The following is a 26,834-nucleotide window of genomic DNA, read 5'->3' as shown; positions in this document are numbered from 1 at the left end:
GTCATTTTAGCCTCAGCCCTTGGGGCAATGACTATTTTTAATACTAACGGCATTAGCATTCGTTCATTTGGAATAACCAAACTTCACTCACGCTGCTTTGTTACTATTAAAAAATAGCCTATTGCATAAAAAACAAACAAAGTTCAACAAAACCTAGTGCTTCGCTTTTGGCTTTCGCTGCGTAAATTGGTTGTCGCTAAAGCGAGTCAATCCTGGTTTGCCCTTGTTAGCATCTTTTTGGCGTTTAAGTCCTTCACCTTTTTTCATGCCACTGGCGTTATTTTTACCTTTCCCTTTTTTCTTGTAGTGTTGGTAATTGAGTTCAGCTTTGCTTTCTGGAGGCACTAAACACCCTGGTTTGGTGCCAATAAGTTTCCGTGCTAAGCCCATTTTGGTTAATGCTTCTCTTATCAACGGCCAATTGGCTGGATCGTGATAACGCAAAATCGCTTTATGTAAACGACGTTGGCGACCACCTTTAGGCACCGTCACCGAAGCGCTGTTTCTTTTGACGTTTTTTAATGAATCGATTTCGGTATGATAAAGCGTTGTCGCATTCGCCAGTGGCGATGGGTAAAAGTTTTGCACTTGATCGAGTTTAAAATTATTTTCTTTAAGCCATAACGCTAGATTGACCATGTCCATATCAGTCGTGCCTGGGTGCGCAGAAATAAAGTAAGGAATTAAGTACTGCTTCTTACCGGCTTGTTTTGAGTAATGATCAAATAATTCTTTAAACTTATGGTAACTGCCCATTCCTGGCTTCATCATTTTGCTCAGTGGGCCATCTTCAGTATGCTCAGGCGCGATTTTTAAATAGCCACCAACATGGTGACTTGCCAATTCTTTCACATAATTAGGATCTTCAATGGCTAAATCATAGCGAACACCAGAGGCTATTAATACTTTCTTGATGCCTTTAACTTGGCGAGCACGACGGTATAAATTAATCGTTGGTGTATGATCTGTGTCTAAGTGACCGCATATGGTTGGCCAAACACAAGATGGTTTTCGGCACGTTGCTTCAGCTTTCGGGCTTTTGCAGCGTAACTGGTACATGTTAGCTGTTGGGCCGCCAAGATCACTAATTACGCCAGTAAAGCCTGGTACTTTGGCTTTAATATCTTCTATCTCTTCGATAATCGAATCTTCAGAGCGGCTCTGAATAATACGTCCTTCATGTTCGGTGATCGAACAAAATGTGCAACCTCCAAAACAGCCACGCATAATGTTAATGGAGGTTTTAATCATCTCATAGGCAGGGATCTTCGCGCCTTGATATTTTGGGTGCGGCACACGCTGATAAGGTAAGCCAAAAACACCATCCATTTCTGATTCCGTTAGCGGGTATGCTGGCGGGTTAAGCCAAATAATTCTGTCGCCATGTTTTTGAACCAAAGGCTTTGCTGAACCAGGGTTGACTTCTTGATGAAAGATGCGCGAAGCATGCGCATATAGCATTTTATTGTCTTTTACTTGTTCATAGGTTGGTAAGTTGATGTAAGTTGTCAACCAAGGCTTGGTTTTGTTTTGCCACGTTTTATTTCGATAATCAGCAATACTTATTGCTTGTGGTGTTTTGGTGATGTCAGAGGCATCATCAGTTTTTTGCGCAATATCTGACGGCGAAGCATTGCTTTGACAGCTTTGATCTATTTCTTGATAAGGGCTTGGAATTGGATCTATTTTTCCTGGCTTATCGATGTTTCTAGAATCAATACCTTGCCAACCTGGTAAGGGTTGCTTGCTAATAAATGCACTACCGCGAATATCGGTTATTTGATCAATCGCTTCACCTTTAGCGAGGCGATGACTGATTTCAACTAATGGCCGTTCTGCATTCCCATAAATGAGCAAATCAGCTTTAGCATCAAATAATACTGAACGACGTACTTTCTCAGACCAATAGTCATAATGGGCTATACGCCTTAAGCTCGCCTCGATACCACCAATAATCACGGGGACATCGTTGTATGCTTCTTTACAACGCTGCGAGTAAACTAATACTGCGCGGTCAGGTCTTTTACCACCTTCATTGTTTGGTGTATAGGCATCGTCATGGCGAATTCTTTTTTCCGCAGTATAACGATTAATCATTGAATCCATATTGCCCGCTGTCACGCCATAGTATAAGTTAGGTTTTCCTAAGCTCATAAAATCGTTTTTAGTGTGCCAGTCTGGTTGTGCAATAATACCAACACGAAAGCCTTGCGCTTCCAACATCCGTCCAATAACAGCCATCCCAAAACTAGGGTGGTCTACATAAGCATCACCAGTCACTAAGATAATGTCGCAGCTATCCCAGCCCAATTCATCCATTTCTTGACGTGATGTCGGCAGAAAAGGAGCAACGCCATAACATTCGGCCCAATATTTAGGGAAAGCAAATAAATCGGTTTCGGCACTGAGGTAATTTGGTGATGTTGGCAAAATCTTAGGTATCTCTGACAATATTTCGGGGGCGTATAATAGCACATTTATAGCGCGAGTGGATCTTTGCGATTATCAAGGTGCACGAATGAGTGAAAAGGCTTATATACATCGTTATTGATGTTGACAAGGTTTCCATAAAAATGTGGGCCATTAGAGCAACACAGGACGCAGTTGCCGAGAATTACTATTATCTGCAATCAATGCCTTGCCGCTAAGCCTGTTAATTCTTTCTGAATGGTCAAACATGTCATTCAATTGGTATTAAAAAGCCTTCTTGACAGCGTAACGCACTCAACGCAATGAAAAATAACTAAATGATTGAAGCTAAGAAGGTTTCATTTAGTTACAGGTAGCATACAATAAAGAGATATTGCTAAAGCTAAGGACGTCTTACTCAAGGTGGGTTGGAAGATAAAAAACAAATTGGCAATGACGTTATTATGTTGTCTGCTATTTTTTCAAAGCATGAGTAGCGCGCGGGAAACTTCGGGTACTAGGCTTGAAATTATTGGGGTCGAAAACGTAATAAAAGAAAATATACTAGCTCATCTAAATGTTGAAAAAGATAAACTACCGCCATCAGCGTTAGGTTTTGTTCGAACCGATGCCTATATTGAACGCCACATCAAACAAGCGTTGCAAGCGTTAGGTTATTATCAACCCGTTATCAACCTCGCTGGTGATCATGCACATAAAAAAATTACCATTGATATTGGGCCTGCATTACTTTGGCAAAGAATTACCATTGATTACCTGTGCTCCGCTGAAGAAAAAGCAATCGTTGAACTGGCAGCCCCGTTTACCATTAATCAAGTAATTAACCATGGTCAGTACACAAATTTTAAAAATAAATTACTGATTAATGCTCAGGAGAATGGATTTTTAAACGCTAAATTTGTTGTTAGTGAGTTAAACGTTAATGTTGAACAAGCAAAAGCAGAGTTGAATTGGCAGCTTGATTGTGGACCACGTTATCAAATTGGCACTATAAATATCCTAAATACCGAGTTGTCTTCATCATTACTTCAAAAATATGTGTTAGTGAGCTCAGGAGATTATTATCAACAAGAGAAGCTAATCGAAAGCCAGCAAAATCTCAATCGTGCAGGTTTTTTAAAAAGTGTTTTTGTCAGACAAGATATTGATCATTTACAAAAGCGAGTAGATATCAGTTTTATCGGAACCGACAATGATAAGTACGAATTAAAGTCCATTCTTGGTTACGGAACCGATACCGGTGCAAAGCTCGGAGCGAGTTGGCTTAATAGGCGAGTTAATGATCGGGCGCACAGTTATCTCATCAATTTGGAGCTTGGGAGGGTTGATTTAAATCAGCCAGATCTTAACGTTGCCTTTCAGTATCGAGTGCCGTTATCGAATGCGATGAGCCAATGGAATACCACAACCAGCTTTCAGCGAAAAAATGAGAAAATAGGTCAAACAGAAACGTTTACCGTTGAATCTTCTTTGGTTAATCAAAAAGACCGATTTTGGTCAAGCCAATGGCGGTTAACATTAGCACAAGAAACGTTAACCAGTGACGCCGATGTTGAGAATAGGTTGCATTATTTATTTCCCAGTTGGCAAGTCAACTATTACAGTGTTGCTGAACCATTTCGAGCAATTGAAGGATGGCGTTGGCAAAGCCTATTTCGTATTGGCTCTAAATATTTGAGCAGTCCTGACGTAGATTTTATTCAAACCGATCAGCGACTCAAAAAAATATGGTCATTAGATGATAGGTGGCGTTTATTGTGGCGTACTCGCGTTGGTGCAACCTGGATGGATACTAACGATTTTAACTTTGCCATGCCAACTGACTATCGATTTTTTGCTGGTGGAGATGTTTCAGTAAGAGGTTACGACTACCAAAGCCTTTCACCCGAGCAGGATGGGTATCGCGTTGGTGGAAAGCACTTATTAGCTTCATCATTAGAAGTAGATTACTTATTTTCTGATGAGTATCGCCTAGCCTTGTTTACAGACCAAGGCAATGCCTTTAATCGCTGGCAAGACTGGCAATTGAAAAAGTCGGTTGGTCTTGGTTTTCGTTGGGTTACTGTTATTGGTTCAATTCGATTGGATATTGCTAAAGCATTAGATGATGATCGCCAATGGCAGGCTCATATTACCATAGGACCTGATCTGTGAAAAAAGTAATGTCGCAGAAAAGAACGTTCTATAGTGCACTATTAGCGTTGCTGGTCGTTTTGTCGGTGTTGCCATTTTCCGAGTTAACGGCGCGCTGGTTGTTACCTCAAACGATTAATCTCCAGGGGCATCGTATTGAGATTAACGGTGTTCATGGCACTTTTGTCCACGGAGTAAAATTAGAATCTTTAACAATCAGCAACGCTGCATATGATCTAAATGCTCAGCAACTGGAACTTGATTGTCATTGGCTGGGATTAGCACTAGGTCGACTTAACTGTATGCTTATTCAAGCGCGGAGTGTGGACTTAGCGATTGAACAAGGTCAAGATGATTCAAAAGACAACTTAGCTGAATTATTTCAGCAAGATTTATCTCAATTAACTGTCTCGTTACCGATTTCTTTAACGATAAAACGCTTTAGCATCGATAGTATTGCGATAAAGCAAACACAACAAGATAAAGCGCCAATATTAATCAGCCAGCTAAAAGGCCAACGTATCAGCGTTAAAGGAAATCGTTTTGCGGTTAAACAATTAATAGCAGAACATCAAAATCACCACTTAACGTTTAACGCTTCGATCGATTTTAAAGACACATGGCAACATCACATTGAAGCCAAGCTAACGGGTACACGTTTTCATTTTACCTTGAGCTCAAAAGGCAGTTTGTTAAGTAACAGCCAATATAAAGCAACGATTAATCAGCCGTTAAAAGGGGAGCTTTCGGGGCGTTGGCACTGGCAAAAAGGGCTACACCTTTTAGACGGTGTTTTGAAAATAGATACCTATGAACAACAATGGCAAGGTCAACAATTTACTCTCTCCGATATAGCCGCTAAGTATCAGTTGGCGTGGCCTCAAGCAAAGTTCGATGGCGAGGCAAAATTAGCGGGAAGTCAGTTAGAGCCGACTAAAATAATGGTGTCGGGTCAGGTAGATAATATTTTGGCGTGGAGTCATCGCGCGCTTGCAAATATGCACGTTGACAGTAGTGTCAGCTCAAGGCAAGTGCAATGGGTTAGCGAGTTGCTGCTTGATAAAAATATTGAGATTAGCGAGCAAGCTCAGCAGGCTTTACTTAATGTTAATTTTTCTGCGACGCTGCAAGTTAATGATGGCATCGCGACAGTTATCACTAATGATGCATTACTTGGTGATTTAACGTTGGATATCGAAAGTCAGTTTAACCTGTTTAACCGGTACGACGAAAACCTTGCCTTATCTGCAAATATCGATGGTAACTTTAGTGCGCTACCAGGCTTGCTCGCCGTCGAAGATATTAGCGCAAAACTTTCAGTGCGTACTGAAAATGATAATTTGCGTGTGATAAGTGAAGGAAATGCAAACGCTGTAAAATATCAGCAACACACAGTGCAGCAGCTTAAGTGGCGAATTCACTTTAACAAACAGTGGCAACTTAATGCTCAAGCTAGCTCAGTGATATCGACAAATGGGAAGATCATTGAACCTAGAATAACCTTAAGTGGAACGCAAGAACATCACCAAGTTGCGTTGTCGATGAAAGCGGAAGGTTTAGGAAATATGCGAGCTCAGTATATCGGTGGGTTTCAGCATCGTCCTATGGGTCAAGAGGCTCAATATTTTTATCAGGTAGCGCAGCTAACTGGAACGTTGAGTCAACCTGACCACGAGCTATCAATCAGTGCTGAACAAATCTTAGCCAATGAACATGAAATTCAATTTCAAAAAGGCTGCATCAAAGGTCAAGGTGCTTTGTGTGTCGAAGGAAGCTTTCAAGAGTCAGCTCTCGATGTATCGGTATCGGCAGAGCAATGGCATTTTGCCGATAATCAATTTCTTATTGCTCTCATCAATCCGTCACTACCACAGCCTGTAAGTCTTAAAGGGCAAATAGATGGGCAACTAGCGTTCAAGCAGTTATCGAGCGAAGGATTAAGTATCGAAGGTCATTTGAAAATTCCCACTTTTAGTGTCTTTTCTGAGGACAATACGATTGTTTTTCATGATGTTAATATTGATGCAGGGCAGTTAACTCGCCAAGAAATTCAATCGGTATTAAAAGTAAAATGGCAACATGTTGAGGGCAAAGGATTTTTTGAACAACAAGCACTTGCGATAAAAAGTGGTACAGGACATTTGACGATAGTACCAGAATCGTTAACCGTGTTTACGACACATCTTAGACAAGAAAACTTCCAAATAATAAACGCTGGTGAAGTTGAAAAACAAAGTCGTTTACTTAATAAACTTTCCATTCCTGCGTTTGAACTATCAACATCACTTGATGGTCTTCAACAGCAAACAAAACTCTCGATAACACTGCCGGATAATGATTATTTAAATGCTGATATCACAACGGGTTGGCCTATAACACAAGAAACTTCAATAAATGGCATTGTAGACAGCAACATTCAAAAGTTTGAATGGTTAAAGGGTGTCGCACCCCAAATAGATAAGATAGCGGTGGAACTGCAACAGCATTATAACGTTGCCGGTACCATTGCAGAGCCACTTATCGCTGGAGGAGGAAAAGTTAAGGTTGAGCAGTTGGTACTTGAAGAGTTTGGGCTTGATATCAAAAAGAGTTTTGTTGATTTTAATGTAAAGCAAAACCAGCTTTCCTTTCAGGGCGAACTAACCAACGGGTTAGGAAAACTGAACCTTAATGGTCATGGTCAGTTATTCAATAGTCCGTTTATAGAAATGTTGATCGCGGGTAAGCGCATTGAAGTGATCAACAGTGAAGATAATCAATTGGTACTTAGCCCTAACTTATCAGCTAAATTATCTCGTGACGCTTTTAAACTGCGCGGCAGTATTGTTATTGATGAAGGCCGATTGACAATCAAAACCTTGCCAAAACGAGCGATAAAGGTGAGTGATGATCAAGTCATTGTCGGTCAACAATCACAAGACAATAACTTTGATTATGATGTTCAAGTTCAGTTTTTAACGGGCTCTGATGTCGCGCTAAACGCGATGGGGTTGAATAGTAAGGTGAGTGGTGAAGTTCAATCGATAGTTACCCCTAATCAACCGATTAAACTCAATGGTAAAGTCTCGCTGACTGAAGGAAAGTTTACGTTTTATAATCAAGAGCTGACCATTGAAGAAGGTCAGTTGTTATTTCTCGGCAATGCTGAAAACCCCGGCATACAATTTAAAGCGATCAGAGAGATAGATGGTGTCACTGTTGGTGTCAGAGCTGATGGCACCGTTAATCAACCTAAGCTAACGCTATTTTCCGAGCCTTATATGGCACAGGACGAAATATTAGCAATGCTAGTGTTAGGTCGAAAAATTGAAGACTTATCCCAATCAGAGGGCAGTGCGTTGTCTCAAGTAGCACTAACATTAGGGTTAGATGAAGCGAATAAACTAGCGCGTTCGATCGGGCAAAAACTTGGTTTAAAAGATGTCACCATTAGCAGTAAAGCCGTCGAAAATGGTACGCGCCTTGATATTGCAGCCAAATTAAATGATCGTCTTCATGTCGGCTATGGCACGACGCTTGACGCTGATAACAATGTTCAAACTGGATGGATCATTGAGTATAAGTTTTCACCGAATATATCATTTGAAGCGATTAGCGGTGAAGAATTTAGCGCAACCTTAAACTATAAAAAGCAGTTTTCAAAAACCAAGACCGAAAAAGCTTCAAAAGATTAGCTTATCTTAAATGTATTTAAGCTATTGATTATATATGATGTGATACGTTACCTTTAGTCTATTTAACTCACCGACCATAAAAATAATGAAATTATGATGAAAATAAATCTACTTGTTGCCGCAATCAGTTTATCGCTCAGCGCGTGTGTTGTTACCAAAACTGGCGAGCAAAGTGCTGAATCAATTAATAATGAGTATGCTACACCTGTTAGTGTTACTAATAATGCAGGCGTTGTTAATAAAGAAGTGAGCCTAGCTCCCGTCGCTGAAGTGGTTAACGCTAAGCAAACTGTCTCGGGTGAACGTATTGAAATTACTCTGGAAAAAATTATGTCAGATCCAGATTGGATGGGGCGCTCTCCAGAGAGCTGGTATTGGGGGGATGACAGCAATAGCGTATTTTACCAGCAAAAACAGCATGGAAATCCGCTAAGAGATTTGTTTAAAAAGAGTTTAGCAAATGGAGAGCCTGAAAAGGTTGCATTGGCTGATTTACACCGGTTGAGTGATCGCAATGCGGTGTTAAATAAAACGAGAACTAAAGAAGCTTATATCTATTCTGGCAATGTGTTTGTTAAAGATTTAACCACCAGCTCAGTCAGTCAACTAACGCACACCAGTGATGCAGAATCTTCAGTGATGTGGCTCAACAATGGTAACGTAGCCTACCGAGTTGGTAACAAGTTTTTTGAGCATGATTTACATCAACACCAAATTAAAGAGTTAGTGAGCTTGGTCAATAAAGATGAGCAAGCCGCAGATGGCGAACCTGACTATTTATCCTCTCAGCAAGCTAAGCTTATTAAGTATGTTGCTCTGCAACAACGAAACAAGGAATTAAATGAACAACATAGCGATAAGCTAAAAGCCCAGAATGATTCAATCACGACGACAGAGTTTTATTTTGGTAAAGACACGTCGATTGTGCATGCGTCTTTATCACCCAATGGCAACAAGATGATTGTAAGCGTCGCCGATAATAAACCGACACGCAATGATAGCGATATTATGCCTAATTATATTTCTGATAATGGTGATATTATCGCCGAAAAAGTTAGAGCAAGAGTTGCTAACAATCGTCAATATAGTGAGAAGCTTTGGTTACTTGATTTAAACAGTGGGCAAAAATTTCCATTAAACTATGATGATTTACCCGGATATGACGAAGATGTTTTAGCGAAAGTTCGCCAAGAAAACCATCAACGTCAGGGCAAAACATATCAAGCAACTAAAAAGCCTCGCAATATCCATGTGATTTATGCACAAAACCCAATCCAGTGGCATTCTGATGGCGACAAGGTTGCCGTAATGTTAGAGGCATGGGATAACAAAGACCGTTGGTTGGCAAGCATTAATTTGTTAACCAATCGCCTCGAAAACCAACATAGATTGCATGACAATGCCTGGATCAATTGGACATTCAATGAATTTGGTTGGTTAGGCGATAAGCTCTACTATTTATCGGAAGAAACAGGTTATTCACACCTTTACACTAAGTCATTAAAAGGTAAAGCGAAACAACTTACTCACGGTACTTATGAAGTGAGTGATGTGACGTTAACTTCTGCTCAAGATCGTTTTATTTTTAAAGCCAATAAACCGCATCCTGGTATTTATGAGATTTACGCAATTGATGCTCAAGGTGGCGATGTTGTTGCATTAACTCAAATGGGGGGCATGAATGATTACTCATTGAGTCCTGATGAGAGTAAACTGTTGATTGAACACTCAACCGTGACTATGCCGCCAGAATTATATGTTGTCTCGTTAACAACGAAGCAGGCGCCAACAAGATTAACGTATACGGTATCAGAAGAGTTTTTAGCGATGCCTTGGACGGCACCATCGGTGGTAGCAATTGAATCAAGTCATCAAAAACAACCGATTTATTCTCGAGTGTATCTACCTAAAAACTACGATAAAAAAGCACAAAAAAATAGAGCGGTAATGTTTAGTCATGGCGCTGGTTACTTACAAAATTCTCATTTGGGATGGTCTGGATATTTTAGAGAGTTTATGTTCCACAGCATGCTTGTTCAAAAAGGCTATGTGGTAATAGACATGGATTATCGAGCATCAAAAGGCTATGGTCGAAACTGGCGCACCGCTATTTATCGTCATATGGGTAAGCCTGAAGTAGAAGATATGCGTGACGGAGTTAACTGGCTGGTTGAAAATGCTAATGTTGATAGGGAAAAAATTGGCACATATGGCGGTTCATATGGTGGCTTCTTAACCTTAATGTCTATGTTTACAGCGCCAGATTTATTTCAATCTGGAGCCGCGTTAAGGTTGGTATCTGATTGGGCATACTATAACCATGGCTATACTTCTAACATATTGAATACTCCAGCAGATGACGCTATTGCATATGAACGTAGTTCGCCAATCTATTTTGCTGAAGGTTTAACTAAACCATTATTAATTAATGCGCCTATGGTTGATGACAATGTGTTTTTTCAAGATAGCGTAAGATTGGTTCAACGGTTAATTGAACTTGAAAAAGAAAATTTTGAGACCGCTATTTATCCTGTAGAGCCTCATGGTTTTGTTCAGCCAAGTTCATGGTTGGATGAGTATCGTCGAATATTCAAATTATTTGAAAATACGCTATAAAACGTAAAATTATCCAACTAAAAAGCAACGTTTAACGTTGCTTTTTAGTTTTTATCAACAGATAAATTGAGATGTTTTGGCAAGAAAGCGTTTCTCTTACTTCGGGTTCGCTGGCAAGTGAATTAAATAGCTAATGCTTGGTAAGAGGGATGTTGTATTGCCAACGTTTTAACACGTTTTGATAACGTTTTGAGGCTTTAAGTTTCTTTAAATGAAAGCTTAACGTTTCAATGATGTTTTCATCGGTTTCAGGGTTACAAGCTAGAAAGAAATTTAGAGACAAACCGTCAATTTCTATCATTCTTTTGATCAAGTTTAAATCCACCTTGGCAATTTCTGCTCGGTAGGGAAGGGTGATATCATCAGCAACGATCAAATCAATTTCGTCTTTATTTACCAATAATGAAATAAGAGACTTGGTGTTGTCGAGCACATACAGATTTTTCCCTTCGCTAAATCCGCGCTCTTTTAAAGCCAAATGAGTCACATCATCTTTTATCACGGCAATGACATAGTTTTTTGCATCGGTTATTGAATTTACTTTGATATCTTCATTTTTACTGTGCGCATAAATAACGGCGTGAGTTTCAGTTAACGAGCCAACCCAACGAAAAAGCATTTCTCTACTTGGAATACGCGCAATAGAATATATACAGGTATTTTTTCTGGTTTTGGCCAAATTATATGAACGTGTCCATGAGTAAGCATCATGTTGGTATGGTATTTTCGTTTCTGACATTAATATTTCGATTAACTCTGTAGCAAAGCCGGAAATACCGCCTTTTTCATCCACAATTTGATACGGTGGTAAATGTTCGGTGACGATAGTTAGCTTTGCCTCATCATGTGCTGTTTGCCCATTGAAAGCTAATAGTATACTTGTTAGTGCTAAGATACGGATCGTGACCAATGGTTAGCGAAGCTCCTTAAGATAAGAAAAAGTATAAGTATAAAAACTATTACCCCTACCTTTATTTATACATTGAGATGAATACTTTTGCAGAAAATAATTTGTAAATTCATTTTATCTGCAATCAAAAGTCACTTAACAGTTGGTTGTTTAGTGAGCGAAATTTACTTGAACATCATTCATTATTACCACGTAATATTTTTTATTGACCAGTAGTCGCATCATACTGGTAAGTATATGCGCCGATTTTGTCATTAGCTTTGTGAGACATGTCTTACATTGTTGTGCGACATTGAGGAAGTTGATGTGGAAAAACAGAGGTTGTAAATATTTATGTTATTGTTTTTAAAGTGTTTAGTTTGAGCTGGTTATTGTTACAGATTTGTAACAATGGAATTTTTATTATTTTAAGGGTTCGAAAATAATTTCAGTGGCGTAATATTAACACTGTCAGGAAGACAACGTCAGGATGACACTTCAAGGAATGAAGCTAAGGATTGCAGATAAGGATAGCAGACAAGGATTGTAATCAAGGAAAGTTGCTAGGGATTAGCTCATCAATAGGGATGTTGAATTGGTCAATGGATTTGACTACAGATACAACGGAGAGTATCAAGGACGATAATCTAGGATGATTAATCAAAGGACGTAGTTAAGCGAATGGATTTGCTTATAACAGGATGTTAAGGGACATCGCAGGATGCGATTACAGGAATTAGCTAAGGAAAGCTGTTTTAGGGATGAAACGGGAACACCAAATATGCAGGAAGCATAAAGCTAGTTGAAGAAATGCGGTTCGCCAAGCGAACCGCATTTTTTTCGTGTAGAGCCTTATAAAGTGCTTATCGATAGTTACTTATTCGTTAAGCATTGTAAGAGTTATTGCATAACAAACATTAATGCAAAAATAGGTAACGAACAAATCGTCAATATAGCATTACAATTAGTTGAAAGTTGAGTTAAAAAATGGGGAGTGCTGTTGCTGAAATAGATATCTTAGATATAGCTATTTTACATACCTATTTGAATTGTTCTTTATTAAACTTTTGATTCTAACTTTTCAATAGTGTTACTTCTTGGTTTTAAGAGTTTTATTATACTTTTTGATTTTTGCTAGATTGCTTGTTTAATGACTAAGGCTTTTTGCAATCAGTATTCAGCTTGTGTTCATCTTATTGAAAGTATTATCGTAAATGCATCTTTTGCTTGAAATAATATTGTGTTTTAGTTATACACGTTGAATAATAATTCAAAAAAGGAACTTTTATGAAACTACATTTGCTAAAATTATTAATAATCGTTTTTGTATGCTTTTCGAACTTGGCTTTATCAGAGGTCAGCTCTAATTATCTATTTTTAACGAAGCAAGCATATGTCCCAGGAGAGACAATTGTTTTAAGGTTAAATAACTTGCCCAAATTAGGTGAAAAACCTTGGGTAGGGGTTGTGAATTCTGAAGTAGTTCATGGCAGTGAAGAGCTTAACGATAGAGAGAAAATTAGTTCTATCTATGTAGCTGATGCTAAGCACAGTTTGCTGTATTTCGATGCTCCTTTAGTGGAAGGAAAATACGATCTTAGGTTAAATGATTCTGATTATAAAGGGATCGAAATTGACCATGTTAGTTTTGAAGTATCAAAAGGGCTTTGGAAAGATCAAATTCAGTTATCACTTGATAAAAGCGATTATTATCCCGAAGAACCTATTCACTTAAATTATGTGGTCCCACATTCTCTACCTGATACTGCATGGGTAGCCTTGGTCCCGTCTTCCGCCCCTAATGGTTTTTCGAGTGTAAATAATCAACAAAAGTTGGAATACAAAAGGGTAAGTGGTGGAGATAAAGGAACTTTAGTTTTTACCGCACCAAACAAGCTGGGTACGTATGAATTAAGAATTCACGATGGAGAAGCGCATGATAGTATTGAACTTAAAAGTTTGGTGTTTGATGTATCACTTAGTCAATGGAATGACGGTACAAGTTTGTCATTAGTTAAAACAAATTATAAGGCTGGTGAGTCTATATTTTTAACTTATACGGTTCCTCAAGAAATATCAGGCGGTGCTTATGCTTCTATAGTCCCGTCTAATATTCCTCACGGCAACGAATCAATCAATGATAAACATGACCTTCAGTACCATAATATCAAAGGGATTCATAAGGGGATTTTGGAATTTGTTGCACCCAATAAAAATGGGCCGTTTGATATACGTTTTCACAATAGTGACAATGGATATGAAATTGCACACATTAGCTTTGAAGTAAATGATTAAATCAGAATGATCTACACAAGGAAATTAATTATGAAAAATTTTATACTCGTGATTTTGGCTTTTTTATTGTTTTCATGTGGTGGCCCTAGTTTTGAAGGGCGCTGGCAGACTAGTGATAATATGAGCATTGGACCTGTAGAAATGAAAAATGATGGTACGTTCATCGGCCTGAAACGTAACCCTCCTTCTGGTACGTATGTTTACAACGATGGAGTATTAATGTTTAAGGGGCAGGACTATTGGGGAAATAGTAAAGAATGGATATACACTAATATTACTTTCGTTGATGATAACACTATTACTGGCAAAAACTCTTACATGCAAAACATTTCTATGAATAAAAGGTAGTAGATTACTAATATCTCTTTTAAGTAATTAGGTTAAGGAGAACATAAATGATTAAAAAAGTAGGTGTATTGTTGTTAGTTAGCTGCTTAGCTTCCTGTTTCGGCGGTAGTAAATATGTAAACGAAGATATGGTAGATACAGATGTTCACTTTGAGTTAAGAAGCTATGCAAAAGCTGGTTATGTTGATAATGAAATTGATAGTTGTACTATTTTTCATATTGGGTACCCAGCTGGTATATCTAAAGGGAGAAGCGCTATAAAGGTATACGAAGCTAATTATGCTACTCGAAAAGACATCTATAGAATAAGCTTATCGACTAGGGATAGACAACTAGGTTTCATCTCTCGCCAATTTAGCAATAAGGAAGCATTCTCTAATAAAGTTAAACAAATAATCACGAGTAATTCTGAACAATCCAATAAAGATAACTTAATAGTTAACGTCGGAAAGGGCTTACTAGATTATATGCAAAACTACGAAATAAATGATACACAGTTTTTACCTGGAACCGCTTTAACTAATCTTGCTATTGATAAGTTAAATAAAGATGTTTGCTTGACTCTTTTATCAGAAAAAGAACCCAATCTGAAATTCGATAATGATGGAGAATGCGAGCTTGTTTTTGAAGATAAAAGGCTCGGCATTTTAGAAGGTAATAGTTGCAGAACTAAAGTAGGTGTTGTAACAGTAAAACCTTTTGAAGATTTGGCGAAAGACGATGCGGCTGCATATGAAATACTTGATATTTTATCTCAGGCGGATAATCGAACGATGGAGAAATTTTTTCTATAGGAAGTTTGTGAAAGCTCATATTTGTTAAAGAAAATATGAGCTTTTTTAATTTAACTAGAAAATATTAGAATATTATGCAAAAAATAGTAATTATGTTTTTTTTAGCAACTTTGTTGCTAGGATGTTTTAATGAGGACACCTATATTAACCAAGCACAGTTGAAAGGGGAGGTACTTCAAGAAATCAAAAGCTATATAAAAACAGAGTATATAGATGATCAGCTTCAAGGTTGCTATATCTTAAATGTTGGTTATCCTAAAGATGAAAAACAGAGTACTTCTCTTGAAAGCTATAGAGCAAAATATACCACTCAAAATGACAAATTTCACATTAAATTATCTAAGCGAAGACTTTTTTCTCATCTGCAAACTCGCTTTGCAAATAGCGATGAGCTCATTGCTAAAATGGATGCCCTAAGAAGTAGTATTGAACAAAAGCTTGTGAACTCTGAAGATAAAACAGCACGTTCTTTAATAAGCGCAACCCAAAGTATTATTCAATTTGCCAAGAAGCATAAAGTCTTAAACAGACAAAGTTTACCTGGCACTAATACCAATATTCTAAATATTGATGACATTGATGTTAGCTTATGCCAATCATTATTGGCTGAAGAGCAACCTAGAATAATTGTAGGTGGTGTTGATAAATGTGAACTAACACACGAGCAATTAACCGACGTTGAAGGGCAAGCCTGCTATCAAAAAGTTGGTGTTACTAAAATTAAATCTTATGAACTGCTTAGTAAAGAAGACCCTGCATTATACGACTTACTTATATTATTAACGAATCAAGATACAATGAGATTGTTGATGACCTTTTAAGTCGTAAGCTGTTATTCTGCGGGACTTTCTCTTTGCGATTAACGGTTAATTAGTTTTAATTGTAGGGCAAGAATAGGTCATAAATTTTTAATTTATTCAAACTATATCGAGGGATTTTATGCGGGTTAGTATATTGAGGTTACTGGTTTGTTTATTTAGTTTTACTATGGTTAACGTTTCGGCAGAAGAGCCAAATTTGCCATATGAAGTGCAAAATATATCTTTAGAGAACTCGCCTAGTGAAATAGCTGAAGTGTTATTAGATAAGTTTGGTAATAACGCTAAATTTACCCTGTTTGGTGTTGGTATTACTTATCTAAACGTTAATTGTGACCGAGTTTTACAAGACTACAAAAGTGATAAAAATAATTTATACAGTACGAAGTTTAAAGATGGTGTTAATGAGTCAAGTCGCAAGCTTTTTGGCTTTAGAACCGATGAAAATATTGTTAACTTAGTTGCTGATTACCATAATAATAGGCAGTTATATGCGTCTAACCATTCAATAAATGAACTCATTTCAATTTATAATAAATTTCAGTCTTCGATTAATGAAAATCAAATTAAACTAAGAAAGTTGGCGCGTGAAAGGGAAAATCGTAGCCATGATGACATGTTGGTAGAGCATTATAAGCAAGAAGTTTCTTCATTACATGCTGAAATTTCTAAGCTTAAGGAGCAGCGCAATCATGAGTGTGGCTTAAAGTCAATTTATCAGGGAAGTTTTTCACCTAGTTTCTCTGATAAAAAAACCGTACTAACGGCTCAGCAATTTTTAGAAATGGCTAGAACAGGACAGGTTAAGGGATTTTATCGACCATTTTATATTCATAAGGTTTTATTTAATGGCAAACTTGGGGATAGTAAATTTCTTTCTATAAACTTTTATGGAAGTAACTTAGTGCCAACTGAACTAGAGTTTAAGCAACGATTTGAGCAAGAGATAGCAGATAGCGATTTTAACAATCAAATTTTAACACAGCTGTTTACAAAATATGGTCAACCTCATATATCGAAAGAAAAGTATTTTTCTGACGAAGATAGATACTATTATTATGGCGATTCGCCATCTTTTAATATCGATGAGTACATTGAATATGATACCAATAAGTACAATGCTGGCTGGAAATTGAGAAATAGAGAACGTTTTAAATACCTTGACGAAAAGTTTAAAGATCAACCTAGCTACAAAGAGAGACCTAATTATATGTTGGTTTCGCTTTACCGAGATAAAAATACGCAAAACTTGTCTTACATTTCGATAAAGATAAACAAAAAGACTTTGACGAGTCAATTAGAAAAGCAGTTTTCTACGGTTCGCAAAAACTTTTCTAAAGGCAATTTTAGTTTAAGCATTAACAACCAAAAAAAATCGAACAAACTAGATATATAAAAGGATAAAAAATGAAAAAAATGACGCTATTTTTGTTTTCAACGTTATTCATACAGGACTGTTTTGCTGAAAAAAGTGAAGCAAGTAATGCTACCATAGATGACGCTAAAGTTCTTTATTGCTCTGCAAAGTCAGAACAAGGGAAGTTTATTGAGAGGTTTGATCGCCCAGCAGATTGGTCACACTGCCAGCAAGGAGATATAATTAAAGCTACGGGTGAGATATTCGAGCTTGTTTGTGATTTTTCTAAACCTATAATTGTTAATTCCTACAAGAATATGGTTTCCTGTATTTACCGTGGTTCTGTTCGAGAAGATTCGGCCTTTAAAAAATAAGTTTAGTTTGCGTAAAGATGTTTATTGTTTGGGGGGATGATTTATTTTGTAAGACATTTCCCTATTTTCTGTAAGCATCAGTACATAAAACTTTTTTTGTAAAAATGAAATGTTATTGTAAAGTTATGATTTTAAGGTTGTTTTAGATTTAGGGTGTCATGTTTTAAAAGTAACTAAGCGATAACTTTTATTTCTTTGGGCTGGAAGAATTATCAATTATCTCTAAACTTTAACTTGCTAGGATGAACATGTTAGGGATAACGCGGTAAGTATTGCTTAGGATGAAACAATATTTGCATATCACGTTTAAATGTTATCAAGGAGCTGCAGGATGCAGGCTAGGCTGGCGTCAAGGGAATGCTAGGAAGCAATGACGAGATAGTAATGGATGTTACCTATTACAGTTTAGAGTGAGACATGGAGCAAAGGAAAGTTATCGTGATAAAGGAATGGATTTCCTTATGGAAAAAAGCGACGCTAAGTCGCTTTTTCTTTTTTAGTGCTTGATCTGTACTAAATTAGTTTATTCGGTAAGCGGGAATATCAATACCTTCTAATTTGTAGGTGCGCATTGATAACACACCTTGATATTGAGAAACACCATCACCACTGAATTCAAATTCAAACACACTTAACCAGTTCAGTCCTTGACGTTTGTTAAATGACAAACGACTTGAACGTCTGGCAATAGTAATAAACTGAAGGTCTTCTTTGTCACAATATTGCTTAGCATAATATCGTGCTTTTTCTGCCACTTTGCGGATAAAGACAAAGTACCAGAAGACTAAAAAAAACAATAACAATATGTAGATATTTTCCATAAGTTAACTTCCTGCAAAAAGGCTACCGATAGCCTTAGCCAAGCCTTGGCTTCGTTGTTCACTTCTCATACATGAAAACACTGTCATTCGAAGTGTTGGTATAGTAACTAAATCTTTAAAAATAGCTTCGAACAACGCCTGATTATTATGGTTAACCAAGTGCTCCAGATATTGCATCATGTGGTTTGCTTGTTGCAGCGCTAACCAATTTCTACCAGCAATAACAATAAATAGCTCTTCAGCAACCGATGGCTGAGTAATCACCTCTTGTATTAAATTTATCACGTGTGGATGTTCACTTGAGGAGGCGAGTGCGCGCAGTAATGCCTGTTTTTCTTCTATTGTTTGCGCTTGTTTGAAGCGGCTCACGATCGCATCTATCGCGTCGATATTAAGCGAGGTGTTTTCTAAGGCACTGCCTAACGGGATCAGTACTTCAATTGGCACATGATTAATTGCTGTTACTAGTATTTTTTGGTGTGTTGTAGAATCAAGATTAACAACAAAGTCACTTAAGCCTTGAACCCCAACGTTTTGCCAATTCTCCCACCCCAATTCTCCTGATAGATAATCTAGACAGGTTTGATAATACTGACTGGTTGATTGATCAAATGATTTGCGTAACAAACTATTAAGTGACGCCAGTTTGTATTGGGCTGGGGTAAAGTGATAAGGGTTGGCTTTTAACAGTTCTTCTTGTTGCTCGGTCGGGTCTACATTTAGATCTGACCCCAGTGCTTCAACGATAATGGCAATAAAATGGTTGCGAGCCCCCTGATTTATCAATCCTCGCTCATCTAAAGGAAGTTTGACAAACCATAAATACGGTTGAGTTGATGATTTTTGCCAGAAGGCAATCGCAATAAACGCGTGCCCCTGTGAAGGATATGGGTAAGGAAGTTGATGGTGCTCGATTTTTTCAAAGGTTTCTTTTGATATTTTGTCAATTTTACGACCGATATCGTAAATGCGATATTGGGAGTTGGAGGCGTTCAATAAGTCAGAAATCGTATCAATTGTCGTCATAGTTAAAAAAGTTTTTCCATCGTGGCGCCATTATAGAGATAATAGCCTTTTAACTCCATTATTATCCCAATCGAAGGTTAGCGTGTTATTTACTGAAAAACCTGATTTAACGATCCTCTATCAAGACGAATACCTTGTCGCTGTTGATAAGCCTTCTGGACTTTTTGTGCATCGTAGTTTTATGGATAAAGATGAAATTTATTTCGCTCTCCAGTTAGTCAGGGATAAGATTGGTCGCTATGTCTACCCACTTCACCGCCTAGATAGACCGACATCGGGAGTGTTGTTATTTGCTTTAACAGAAGATATAGCGAGATTAATGGGGCAAGCGTTTACCGACAAAACCATTGATAAGACCTATTACGCCATAACGCGAGGCCATTTACTTAACCATGGCAGAGTTGATCACCCATTAAAAGAGAAACTTGATAAACTTGGCGATAAGTTTGTCAGTCAAGATAAAGCCGCGCAATCAGCGGTAACCGATTATCAACCCATTGCCCTTGCCACCTTACCTGTTGCTGTTGGGCGTTATCCGTCGGTACGTTACTCGCTCGTAAAGCTTAAGCCACAGACAGGTCGTCGTCATCAATTACGACGTCACCTCTCTCACTTGAAATATCCGATTATTGGCGATATTAACTACGGTGATAATAAGCAAAACCCGTTTTTTGCTGAATACTTTGGTATTAAACGATTAATGTTGCATGCCAAGCAACTTAGCTTTACCCATCCTATGACCAATAACAGCGTGATAATTGACGCACCTTTTGATAAGAGCTGGAATGATATTTTTGAAAAACTTGGTTGGCAAATAGATAAGTAGGAGCAAATACCAAGATTTGCTCCTAAAAGAACTAATAATAGAACTAGCGCTGTGTTAATTGAATACTGGAACCCATATTATTACTTGCATCAACTTTGATGAAGTACCATCCTTGATTGAGATTATCGAGTCTTAAGTATTGGTCAACGCCATCATTGCTTGATGAAAACTGATGCCATTGTGCTGATGGCCAGAAGTAATCAGTATATACCGCTAGTTGCCCGGAACCATGTTGAGTGCGCAATTCGTAGCTAGTGCCAGGCTGTGCGACATAAAAATAGTACCAAGAGCCCATAGGGTCAATACAAGTTGCAATGCCTTCCTCAAGTGCGCTATAGCCAATTGGCATCATTGAAGAACAAGCATCATCTATTGCACTCGGCTGTGGTAAGGGATCTCTTGTTGCACTATCAACGCTAACTACAAGCGCTAAGTTTTCAAATGAATTTGCATCACTGACACTAATAAAGTGATAGCCTTTATTCACCGATATAGTTAGCAATTCATTGCTGCTGCTAAGGTTGTTAGCAACACGTGTAGCGTTTGTTGATGTCGCCCAAGTGGTTGGATGGTAATTAACACTGACATCGCCAGCATCACCAAAGGTTGAAATATATAACAGGCTATTGTCATGTTTTACATCAACGTAGAAAGACTTGCTTGTGCCAGAAAGGCATTCTTGTTGATCGAAACGTAGACGAGAATAATTTGCTATTGTGTTGTCATTATTATCACAATCTTGTGCAAGGTATAATGGCACACCTGTTTCTGTTTTTGCATGCAGAGTTAAGTTGTCAGGTGAAGCTTCATAACGAGAAGGTAACCACGGCGATAGGCACTCTGCGTCTTTAACACAAGGATCGGTAAGTGCTTTAAGGAAAGCCACCATGTCATCAATTTGCTGGTCATCTAGGCCAATAGGCAATAAGATCGGTGCTCCGTTTGCTTGCTCTTCCAGCACTAAATCCATCGCCGCTTGTGAATCTGCTCTTGCGTTAGGAAACAATGATACACAATCAGCTCGATCTTTAAATTGTGGTTGCTCGCACCATTGTTGGTTATCTAAATAGTTATTAACCGTCAGGTGAAAATTATTGTAATGTCGCATGACTTGTTCAAGCGTTTGATAGCTGCCACTATGACCATAAGGAGCAGTTACTTCGATATTCAATAAGCTTGGTGATCTAAACTTAAAGTCATCAATAGCACTGAGCGTTCTCTGGCTGCGACCAAGGTCATTAGTGCCAGTTGCACCAGCGCCTGTACCTGGGCCAATTTGTGGAAAGGCAACTCTGTGTTCATTTGCACCCACTAAATGATCAAAGGTATCACCACTATGACAGGCAACACATTGGGTAATGACTAAGCCAGGAGGTGGCCCTTGAGGATCGGGATCGTTAGGATCGGGTCTCGGTGGTAATGTAAGAAATAAAATAGCACCGCGTTTTTGCGCATCACTCAGCGCATTAACGTCGCCTTTAATGTAGTCAAACCAAGGGTTTTGCGTAAAGTTAAGTGATTGTTCATATTTTGCGATCGCTTTCATGATGTTGGCAAAGGTAACAACTTCTTCACCAGATTGGACTTGTTGTTGATAAACCTGCTCAAATCGTTCTCGCCACTCGTTTTTAAAAAGAGCGCCTTGCCCCATCCCGATATCAGCGATGCGATCGGTTAAATGAGCTCGAATCGCTTCATTATCGAGACCGGCAGCAAAGCTATCGCCGAGCATTTCTACGGTTGAGGTTACGGGAAAGCGTGCTTGCGCCGCAAGCAGTGAATCCCCAGCATTGGGATCGGCTTCGTTAAATGCGACATCAGGTGTCGAAATACCTTTGCTTGGATCTGTTAAGTCGACAAACTCTACTCGAGAGTCGCGAAACATGCTACGCATTGCTGTCCAGCTGTTAAATACAGTCGGAGAGTTACGAGGAACCGTGTATTGACCATCGATTGGTTTGCGTTGTTCGCCTAAAACATCAGGATCTTGCGCGTTCACCCCAATGGTTAATGCTAAATCATCACCTCCTCCAAGGTAAGGATGATGACAGGTTGCACAGGCAACATTTTTATCTCCAGAAAGTGATTTGGAGAAAAACAATTGTTTCCCTAATTCTACTTCTGGATCAGTTGGCGACGGTATATTAACGCCTTTGTCTGGTTCACCAGTTAATTGGTGTTGCTCTATTAGTGCTGCCAGTTGTTGATCTAAAGTCAATTCAACCTCTTGGTATGCAGAAGCTGATAGACTAAAACCTAAGCTTAACCACGCTATCGATTTGAGCCTTTTAAGTCGAATACCTACGTTTTGATTTGTAGACATACATTCCTCCTTAATTATTGTTGTTTTTTTTCCTTTCGCTTGATGACGTCTCTAAAGTTATAGTCATCTGCGGATGGTGATTTTTTAGGCATTTTTAATAGTGCCAAGAGTTTTCATTTAACTACAGGTTAAATGATACGAATGGCAAAATTTGGGGTGTTAATCGTATACATTATGCCACCAATGTGAACAATACATGATATTAATGTTTCTATAAAGTTAATTTAGTGTAAAAAATAAGCGTTATATTCGCAGATAACCAAGGCAGCTTTTAATCGTTTACCTCAGGTTTGTATAAGAAATAGCACTAAACAACAAAATAAAACGCTTAAGCTTACTGTGACTTTTTACTACGCTGCATTTACTTAATCCAAGGCGTGTAGTTGTAGGAATAGCCAGTTGTTTCATGACAATATAACGAAGAAGTTAGTAAAAATAGGTGTTAGAAATGCATTTCTTATACAGAGCTGAGCTTAGTTATGTTTATGATCTTGCGATTTATTGAGCTTTGGATAGAGGGAGGTTAACGGAAGCTCCAAAACAAACAGGAAGCCTTTGTGATAATATAGTGTGGTAGAGCAGGAGAGCCACACGAGTTTGTCAGCAAACTCGTGTGGGATGAAAAATTATTCTTCTATTGAGCGGAGTAGGGCATTAACACCCACTTTTGCTCTAGTCTGCGCATCAACTTTTTTAACAATAATTGCTGCATATAAGCTATATCTGCCGCACTTTGATGGTAAGTTTCCAGGTACGACAACTGAGCCAGCAGGTACTCTGCCGTAATGTGTTTCACCCGTTTCACGGTCAAAGATACGAGTACTTTGACCAATATAAACCCCCATTGAGATAACCGCGCCTTCTTCAACCACTACGCCTTCAACAATTTCTGAACGGGCGCCGATAAAACAATTATCCTCAATAATGGTTGGGCCTGCTTGCAGTGGCTCTAATACGCCACCAATACCAACACCACCTGAAAGGTGCACGTTTTTACCAATTTGAGCACATGAGCCGACAGTTGCCCAGCCATCAACCATACAACCTTCATCGACATAAGCACCAATATTGACAAAACTTGGCATGACCACAACGTTTTTAGCAATGTAACTACCGGTTCTTACCGACGCACCGGGCACAACGCGCACGCCGTCAGCTTCAAAATCTGCTTGGCTATAGTCAGTGTACTTCATTGGCACTTTATCAAAGTATTTACTTTCTGCTCCGTCGATAACGTTGTTATCCCAAATACGGAATGACAGAAGTACTGCTTTTTTAAGCCATTGATGAACAACCCATTCACCGGCAATTTTTTCAGCTACCCTAGCACTACCGTTATTTAACGCAGCAATAGCATCTAAAACGGCTTGTTTGATTTCTGGGCTAACTGTTGAAGGCGTTATGTTCATTCGCTCTTCAAAAGCTTGTTCGATAATTTGTTGAAGTTGTGACATGGTAATATTCCTAATCATGCTAAGTGATGTTTTTAAATAGAGTCATTAAGTTTTTGAGATAAAATCGCTTGTTCATCTAGGGTTAATGCGTGATTGTCGGCAGTCGATACCGTGAACATATCTTCTGCTTTTTCACCAAAAGTGGTAATTTTTGCCGAATGAATATTGATATGACAAGCCAAAAACACCTTGGCTAATCTTGCCAGTAATCCAGGGCTATCGAGGGCGACAATTTCTAATAAGGTTCTGTTGCGACTAGAAGACTCAATAAAACTTACTTGGGTTTTGATAGTAAACTGTTTTAATCTTTTTGGTGTCGTTGGCACGGCCGAGGTAATGATTTGACTAGCCAAGGCATGAGTTAACGACTGAGCAATATCTAATGCGCGATAACTATCAGTGATCGCCTGTCCGCGTTGATCTAGGATGACAAAGGTATTGGCGGTATATTTATCTTTACTGGTAATGATTTTTGCATCATGAATTGATAACCCTTTTGCGCCTAGCAAGGTCACAATAGTGGCAAAAATTTTCGGGTTATCTTTAGTGTAAACAAATACTTCAGTGCCACCACGATAAGGCTTAGGACTGATCAGTACCATAGGTTTGGTTTTATCGTGATGTAAAATATGTTTGCTGTGCCAAACAATTTGCTCTGGCGAATAGCGTAAGAAGTAATCTGCTTTAAAACCTCGCCACAAATTATTTAAATCATCGATAGCTAGTTCGTTACCTAATAACTCACGAGCAATCGATTGGTTTTCTCTGATTTTCGCACGCAGATCAACTGGCTTTTCAAGCCCTCTACGAAAGGCTCGTTTGGTGCTGAAATAGAGCTCCTGTAATAAATTAGCTTTCCAGCTATTCCATAGACTTTCGTTTGTTGCACGCATATCGGCTACAGTAAGACAGTATAAATAATCTAAATGTGCTTCATCGCGCACGATACTGGCAAAGGTTTTAATCACTTCAGGATCGGAAATATCTCGACGTTGAGCGGTTATCGACATTAATAGATGATGCCTGACTAACCACGCGATCATGCGGCCATCATGATCATTTAGCTGATGTATTTTACTAAACTCAAGTGCGTCAACCGCGCCGAGTTTGGCATGATCACCACCCCGGCCTTTGGCAATATCATGGAAAATGCCAGCAATGTATAACACTTCAGGCTTTCTGATCCGTTGCACAATTTTACTGCACAATGGAAATTCATCATCGTATTTTGGTTGGCTAAAGCGATACAGGTTTTTGATCAATCGATAACTATGCTCATCAACCGAATAAGCGTGAAACAGATCAAATTGCATTTGACCAACAATACTGCGCCATTCTGGTAGGTAAGCCCCTAAAATTGAATGTTGGTGCATTAAGGAGAATGTCAGACCAAGTCCTCGCGGATGACGCATTATTTCAATGAATATCCGGCGACAATTGGCATAATCAAGCATGCCTGAGACTAACCTTCTGCGAGCATTTCTTAATAAGCGCAGTGTATCTGGGTGTAAATCTTTAATTTCGTCACGTTCAGCAATGATCAAAAACATTTCCATGATCTTAGTGGAGCGCATGAAGACTCGCTTATTGACCGCCTTTATTAACCCATCGACGATCACGAAATCTTGATTTACAACGATTTGCTTGTCTGTCACGTTATTTTTTAAGATGGCGAATTCAAAATGTTGTAAAAACATTTTATTGAGTTCAGCTACGCGACCAATAATGCGAAAAAAACGTTTCATCATCCGTTCAATTGCATGCTTACCTTGATCGCCAAATCCCATTAAAGTAGCAACATCAGCTTGATAGTCGAATAATAAACGATTTTCACTACGACCAGCGATAAAGTGGAGCGCACAGCGCATTCGCCAAAGGTAATCTTGACACTCTAACAGTTCAAAATACTCATCGTGTGTTAAATAGCGATGTTCTACTAATTCGGCCAATGAATCGGCAAGAAAGTGTCGCTTTGCAACCCAACCTATGGTTTGGATATCTCTCAAACCACCGGGGTTAGCTTTTAAGTTAGGCTCTAAGGTGTAGGCTGCACCATGATATTGTTCATGACGTTTTTGTTGTTCATCACGTTTGGCGATAAAAAATCGTTGAGAGGGCCAAAAGTCTTGCTCATTTAACAGCGGTTGTAGGTGTTCAGCAAGCGCTTGATTACCACAAATTAAACGCATTTCCATGAGGTTGGTTGCAATTGTGATATCGCTTTCAGCTCGCTTGATACATTCCGAAATACTACGAACACTATGACCAACATCGAGCTTTACATCCCATAAATCGGTTATAAAAGTGGCGATTTTTTCTTGTAAATCGTCTTCGAGGTGCTCTTGAGTAAGCAGTAAAATATCAATATCTGAATGAGGATGGAGCTCTCCGCGCCCATAGCCCCCTACCGCAAGCAGGGCGATTTGATATTCATCTAAGTGGTGCTGTGACCAAAGCTTGTTAAGCAAGCTATCAACAAATTGCGCCCTAGCTGCGACAATATTCGTGATGTAATCGTGACTAAATTGGCTTCGTTGCCATTGGTAAAACTCGCGATTTAGGTGAGCTATATCTTTAACGCTGATGTCTGGCTCTGTTAAAGAAAAAGGCGTTAGGAATTGCTCTGGGATAATAACAGTCATCGATAGATTATCGC

17 protein-coding genes are annotated in these 26,834 nt (G+C 38.7%); 10 read left to right on the top strand and 7 right to left on the bottom strand.

Annotated elements, in window-relative coordinates; all coding sequences use genetic code 11:
- Nucleotides 1-153 precede the first annotated feature (153 nt).
- Nucleotides 154-2,430 carry a YgiQ family radical SAM protein gene (locus tag ACSLUH_RS03030; RefSeq protein ID WP_448564678.1) on the bottom strand — a complete coding sequence of 759 codons (2,277 nt, stop codon included), beginning with the start codon at nucleotides 2,428-2,430 and terminating at the stop codon, nucleotides 154-156.
- Between the two features lie 432 nt (nucleotides 2,431-2,862).
- Between ACSLUH_RS03030 and ACSLUH_RS03025 the strand changes: the two genes are divergently transcribed.
- The 3 genes from ACSLUH_RS03025 (at nucleotide 2,863) to ACSLUH_RS03015 (ending at nucleotide 10,853) form a co-directional block, all read left to right on the top strand.
- On the top strand, nucleotides 2,863-4,584 hold the full coding sequence (locus tag ACSLUH_RS03025) for an autotransporter assembly complex protein TamA (protein ID WP_448564452.1): 1,722 nt from the start codon (nucleotides 2,863-2,865) through the stop codon (nucleotides 4,582-4,584).
- Nucleotides 4,581-8,237 carry a translocation/assembly module TamB domain-containing protein gene (locus tag ACSLUH_RS03020; protein ID WP_448564450.1) on the top strand — a complete coding sequence of 1,219 codons (3,657 nt, stop codon included), beginning with the start codon at nucleotides 4,581-4,583 and terminating at the stop codon, nucleotides 8,235-8,237. Before ACSLUH_RS03025 ends, ACSLUH_RS03020 begins: the two co-directional genes overlap by 4 nt.
- 96 nt (nucleotides 8,238-8,333) lie before the next feature.
- Complete coding sequence (locus ACSLUH_RS03015; protein ID WP_527252152.1) at nucleotides 8,334-10,853, top strand: S9 family peptidase; 2,520 nt, start codon at nucleotides 8,334-8,336, stop codon at nucleotides 10,851-10,853.
- A 130-nt stretch (nucleotides 10,854-10,983) separates the two neighbouring features.
- On the opposite strand, the gene ACSLUH_RS03010 is transcribed toward ACSLUH_RS03015, so the two are convergent.
- The gene (locus ACSLUH_RS03010; protein WP_448564446.1) at nucleotides 10,984-11,763 is read right to left on the bottom strand and encodes a substrate-binding periplasmic protein; all 780 of its coding nucleotides are present in this window, start codon (nucleotides 11,761-11,763) and stop codon (nucleotides 10,984-10,986) included.
- A 1,266-nt stretch (nucleotides 11,764-13,029) separates the two neighbouring features.
- Here ACSLUH_RS03010 and ACSLUH_RS03005 point away from each other — a divergent pair.
- The 6 genes from ACSLUH_RS03005 (at nucleotide 13,030) to ACSLUH_RS02980 (ending at nucleotide 17,728) form a co-directional block, all read left to right on the top strand.
- On the top strand, nucleotides 13,030-14,037 hold the full coding sequence (locus ACSLUH_RS03005) for a hypothetical protein (protein WP_448564444.1): 1,008 nt from the start codon (nucleotides 13,030-13,032) through the stop codon (nucleotides 14,035-14,037).
- 30 nt (nucleotides 14,038-14,067) lie between these two features.
- On the top strand, nucleotides 14,068-14,385 hold the full coding sequence (locus ACSLUH_RS03000) for a hypothetical protein (protein ID WP_448564442.1): 318 nt from the start codon (nucleotides 14,068-14,070) through the stop codon (nucleotides 14,383-14,385).
- A 47-nt stretch (nucleotides 14,386-14,432) separates the two neighbouring features.
- The gene (locus ACSLUH_RS02995; protein ID WP_448564440.1) at nucleotides 14,433-15,179 is read left to right on the top strand and encodes a hypothetical protein; all 747 of its coding nucleotides are present in this window, start codon (nucleotides 14,433-14,435) and stop codon (nucleotides 15,177-15,179) included.
- Nucleotides 15,180-15,253: 74 nt separating this feature from the next.
- The gene (locus tag ACSLUH_RS02990; RefSeq protein ID WP_448564438.1) at nucleotides 15,254-16,000 is read left to right on the top strand and encodes a hypothetical protein; all 747 of its coding nucleotides are present in this window, start codon (nucleotides 15,254-15,256) and stop codon (nucleotides 15,998-16,000) included.
- Nucleotides 16,001-16,253: 253 nt separating this feature from the next.
- Nucleotides 16,254-17,393 carry a hypothetical protein gene (locus tag ACSLUH_RS02985; protein ID WP_448564436.1) on the top strand — a complete coding sequence of 380 codons (1,140 nt, stop codon included), beginning with the start codon at nucleotides 16,254-16,256 and terminating at the stop codon, nucleotides 17,391-17,393.
- Between the two features lie 11 nt (nucleotides 17,394-17,404).
- Complete coding sequence (locus ACSLUH_RS02980) at nucleotides 17,405-17,728, top strand: hypothetical protein (RefSeq protein WP_448564434.1); 324 nt, start codon at nucleotides 17,405-17,407, stop codon at nucleotides 17,726-17,728.
- A gap of 518 nt (nucleotides 17,729-18,246) precedes the next feature.
- Here ACSLUH_RS02980 and ACSLUH_RS02975 read toward each other — a convergent pair.
- Both ACSLUH_RS02975 and ACSLUH_RS02970 read right to left on the bottom strand, forming a co-directional pair.
- A complete protein-coding gene (locus ACSLUH_RS02975) occupies nucleotides 18,247-18,549 on the bottom strand; it encodes a DUF3301 domain-containing protein (protein WP_448564433.1) in 303 nt (100 codons plus the stop codon).
- A gap of 3 nt (nucleotides 18,550-18,552) precedes the next feature.
- The gene (locus ACSLUH_RS02970; protein ID WP_448564431.1) at nucleotides 18,553-19,575 is read right to left on the bottom strand and encodes a DUF3549 family protein; all 1,023 of its coding nucleotides are present in this window, start codon (nucleotides 19,573-19,575) and stop codon (nucleotides 18,553-18,555) included.
- 82 nt (nucleotides 19,576-19,657) lie between these two features.
- Here ACSLUH_RS02970 and truC point away from each other — a divergent pair, with 82 nt between their 5' ends.
- Nucleotides 19,658-20,401 (top strand): tRNA pseudouridine(65) synthase TruC, encoded by a 744-nt coding sequence (gene truC, locus ACSLUH_RS02965; protein ID WP_448564429.1) that lies wholly within the window; start codon nucleotides 19,658-19,660, stop codon nucleotides 20,399-20,401.
- A gap of 43 nt (nucleotides 20,402-20,444) precedes the next feature.
- Here the strand turns inward: truC and ACSLUH_RS02960 are convergent, their stop codons facing one another.
- The 3 genes from ACSLUH_RS02960 to glnD form a co-directional block, all read right to left on the bottom strand.
- Nucleotides 20,445-22,724, bottom strand: coding sequence for a cytochrome c peroxidase (locus ACSLUH_RS02960; protein WP_448564427.1), 2,280 nt, complete (start codon nucleotides 22,722-22,724; stop codon nucleotides 20,445-20,447).
- 626 nt (nucleotides 22,725-23,350) lie between these two features.
- Nucleotides 23,351-24,178 carry a 2,3,4,5-tetrahydropyridine-2,6-dicarboxylate N-succinyltransferase gene (gene dapD / locus ACSLUH_RS02955; RefSeq protein ID WP_448564425.1) on the bottom strand — a complete coding sequence of 276 codons (828 nt, stop codon included), beginning with the start codon at nucleotides 24,176-24,178 and terminating at the stop codon, nucleotides 23,351-23,353.
- A gap of 32 nt (nucleotides 24,179-24,210) precedes the next feature.
- Entirely contained in the window at nucleotides 24,211-26,820 is a 2,610-nt protein-coding gene (gene glnD / locus ACSLUH_RS02950) for a [protein-PII] uridylyltransferase (RefSeq protein WP_448564423.1), read from the bottom strand.
- Nucleotides 26,821-26,834: the final 14 nt, after the last annotated feature.

The sequence above is a fragment of the Thalassotalea ganghwensis genome (assembly GCF_053485795.1).
Note: the sequence above shows the minus strand (reverse complement) of the source record. Positions and strands in the feature narration are given on the sequence as shown.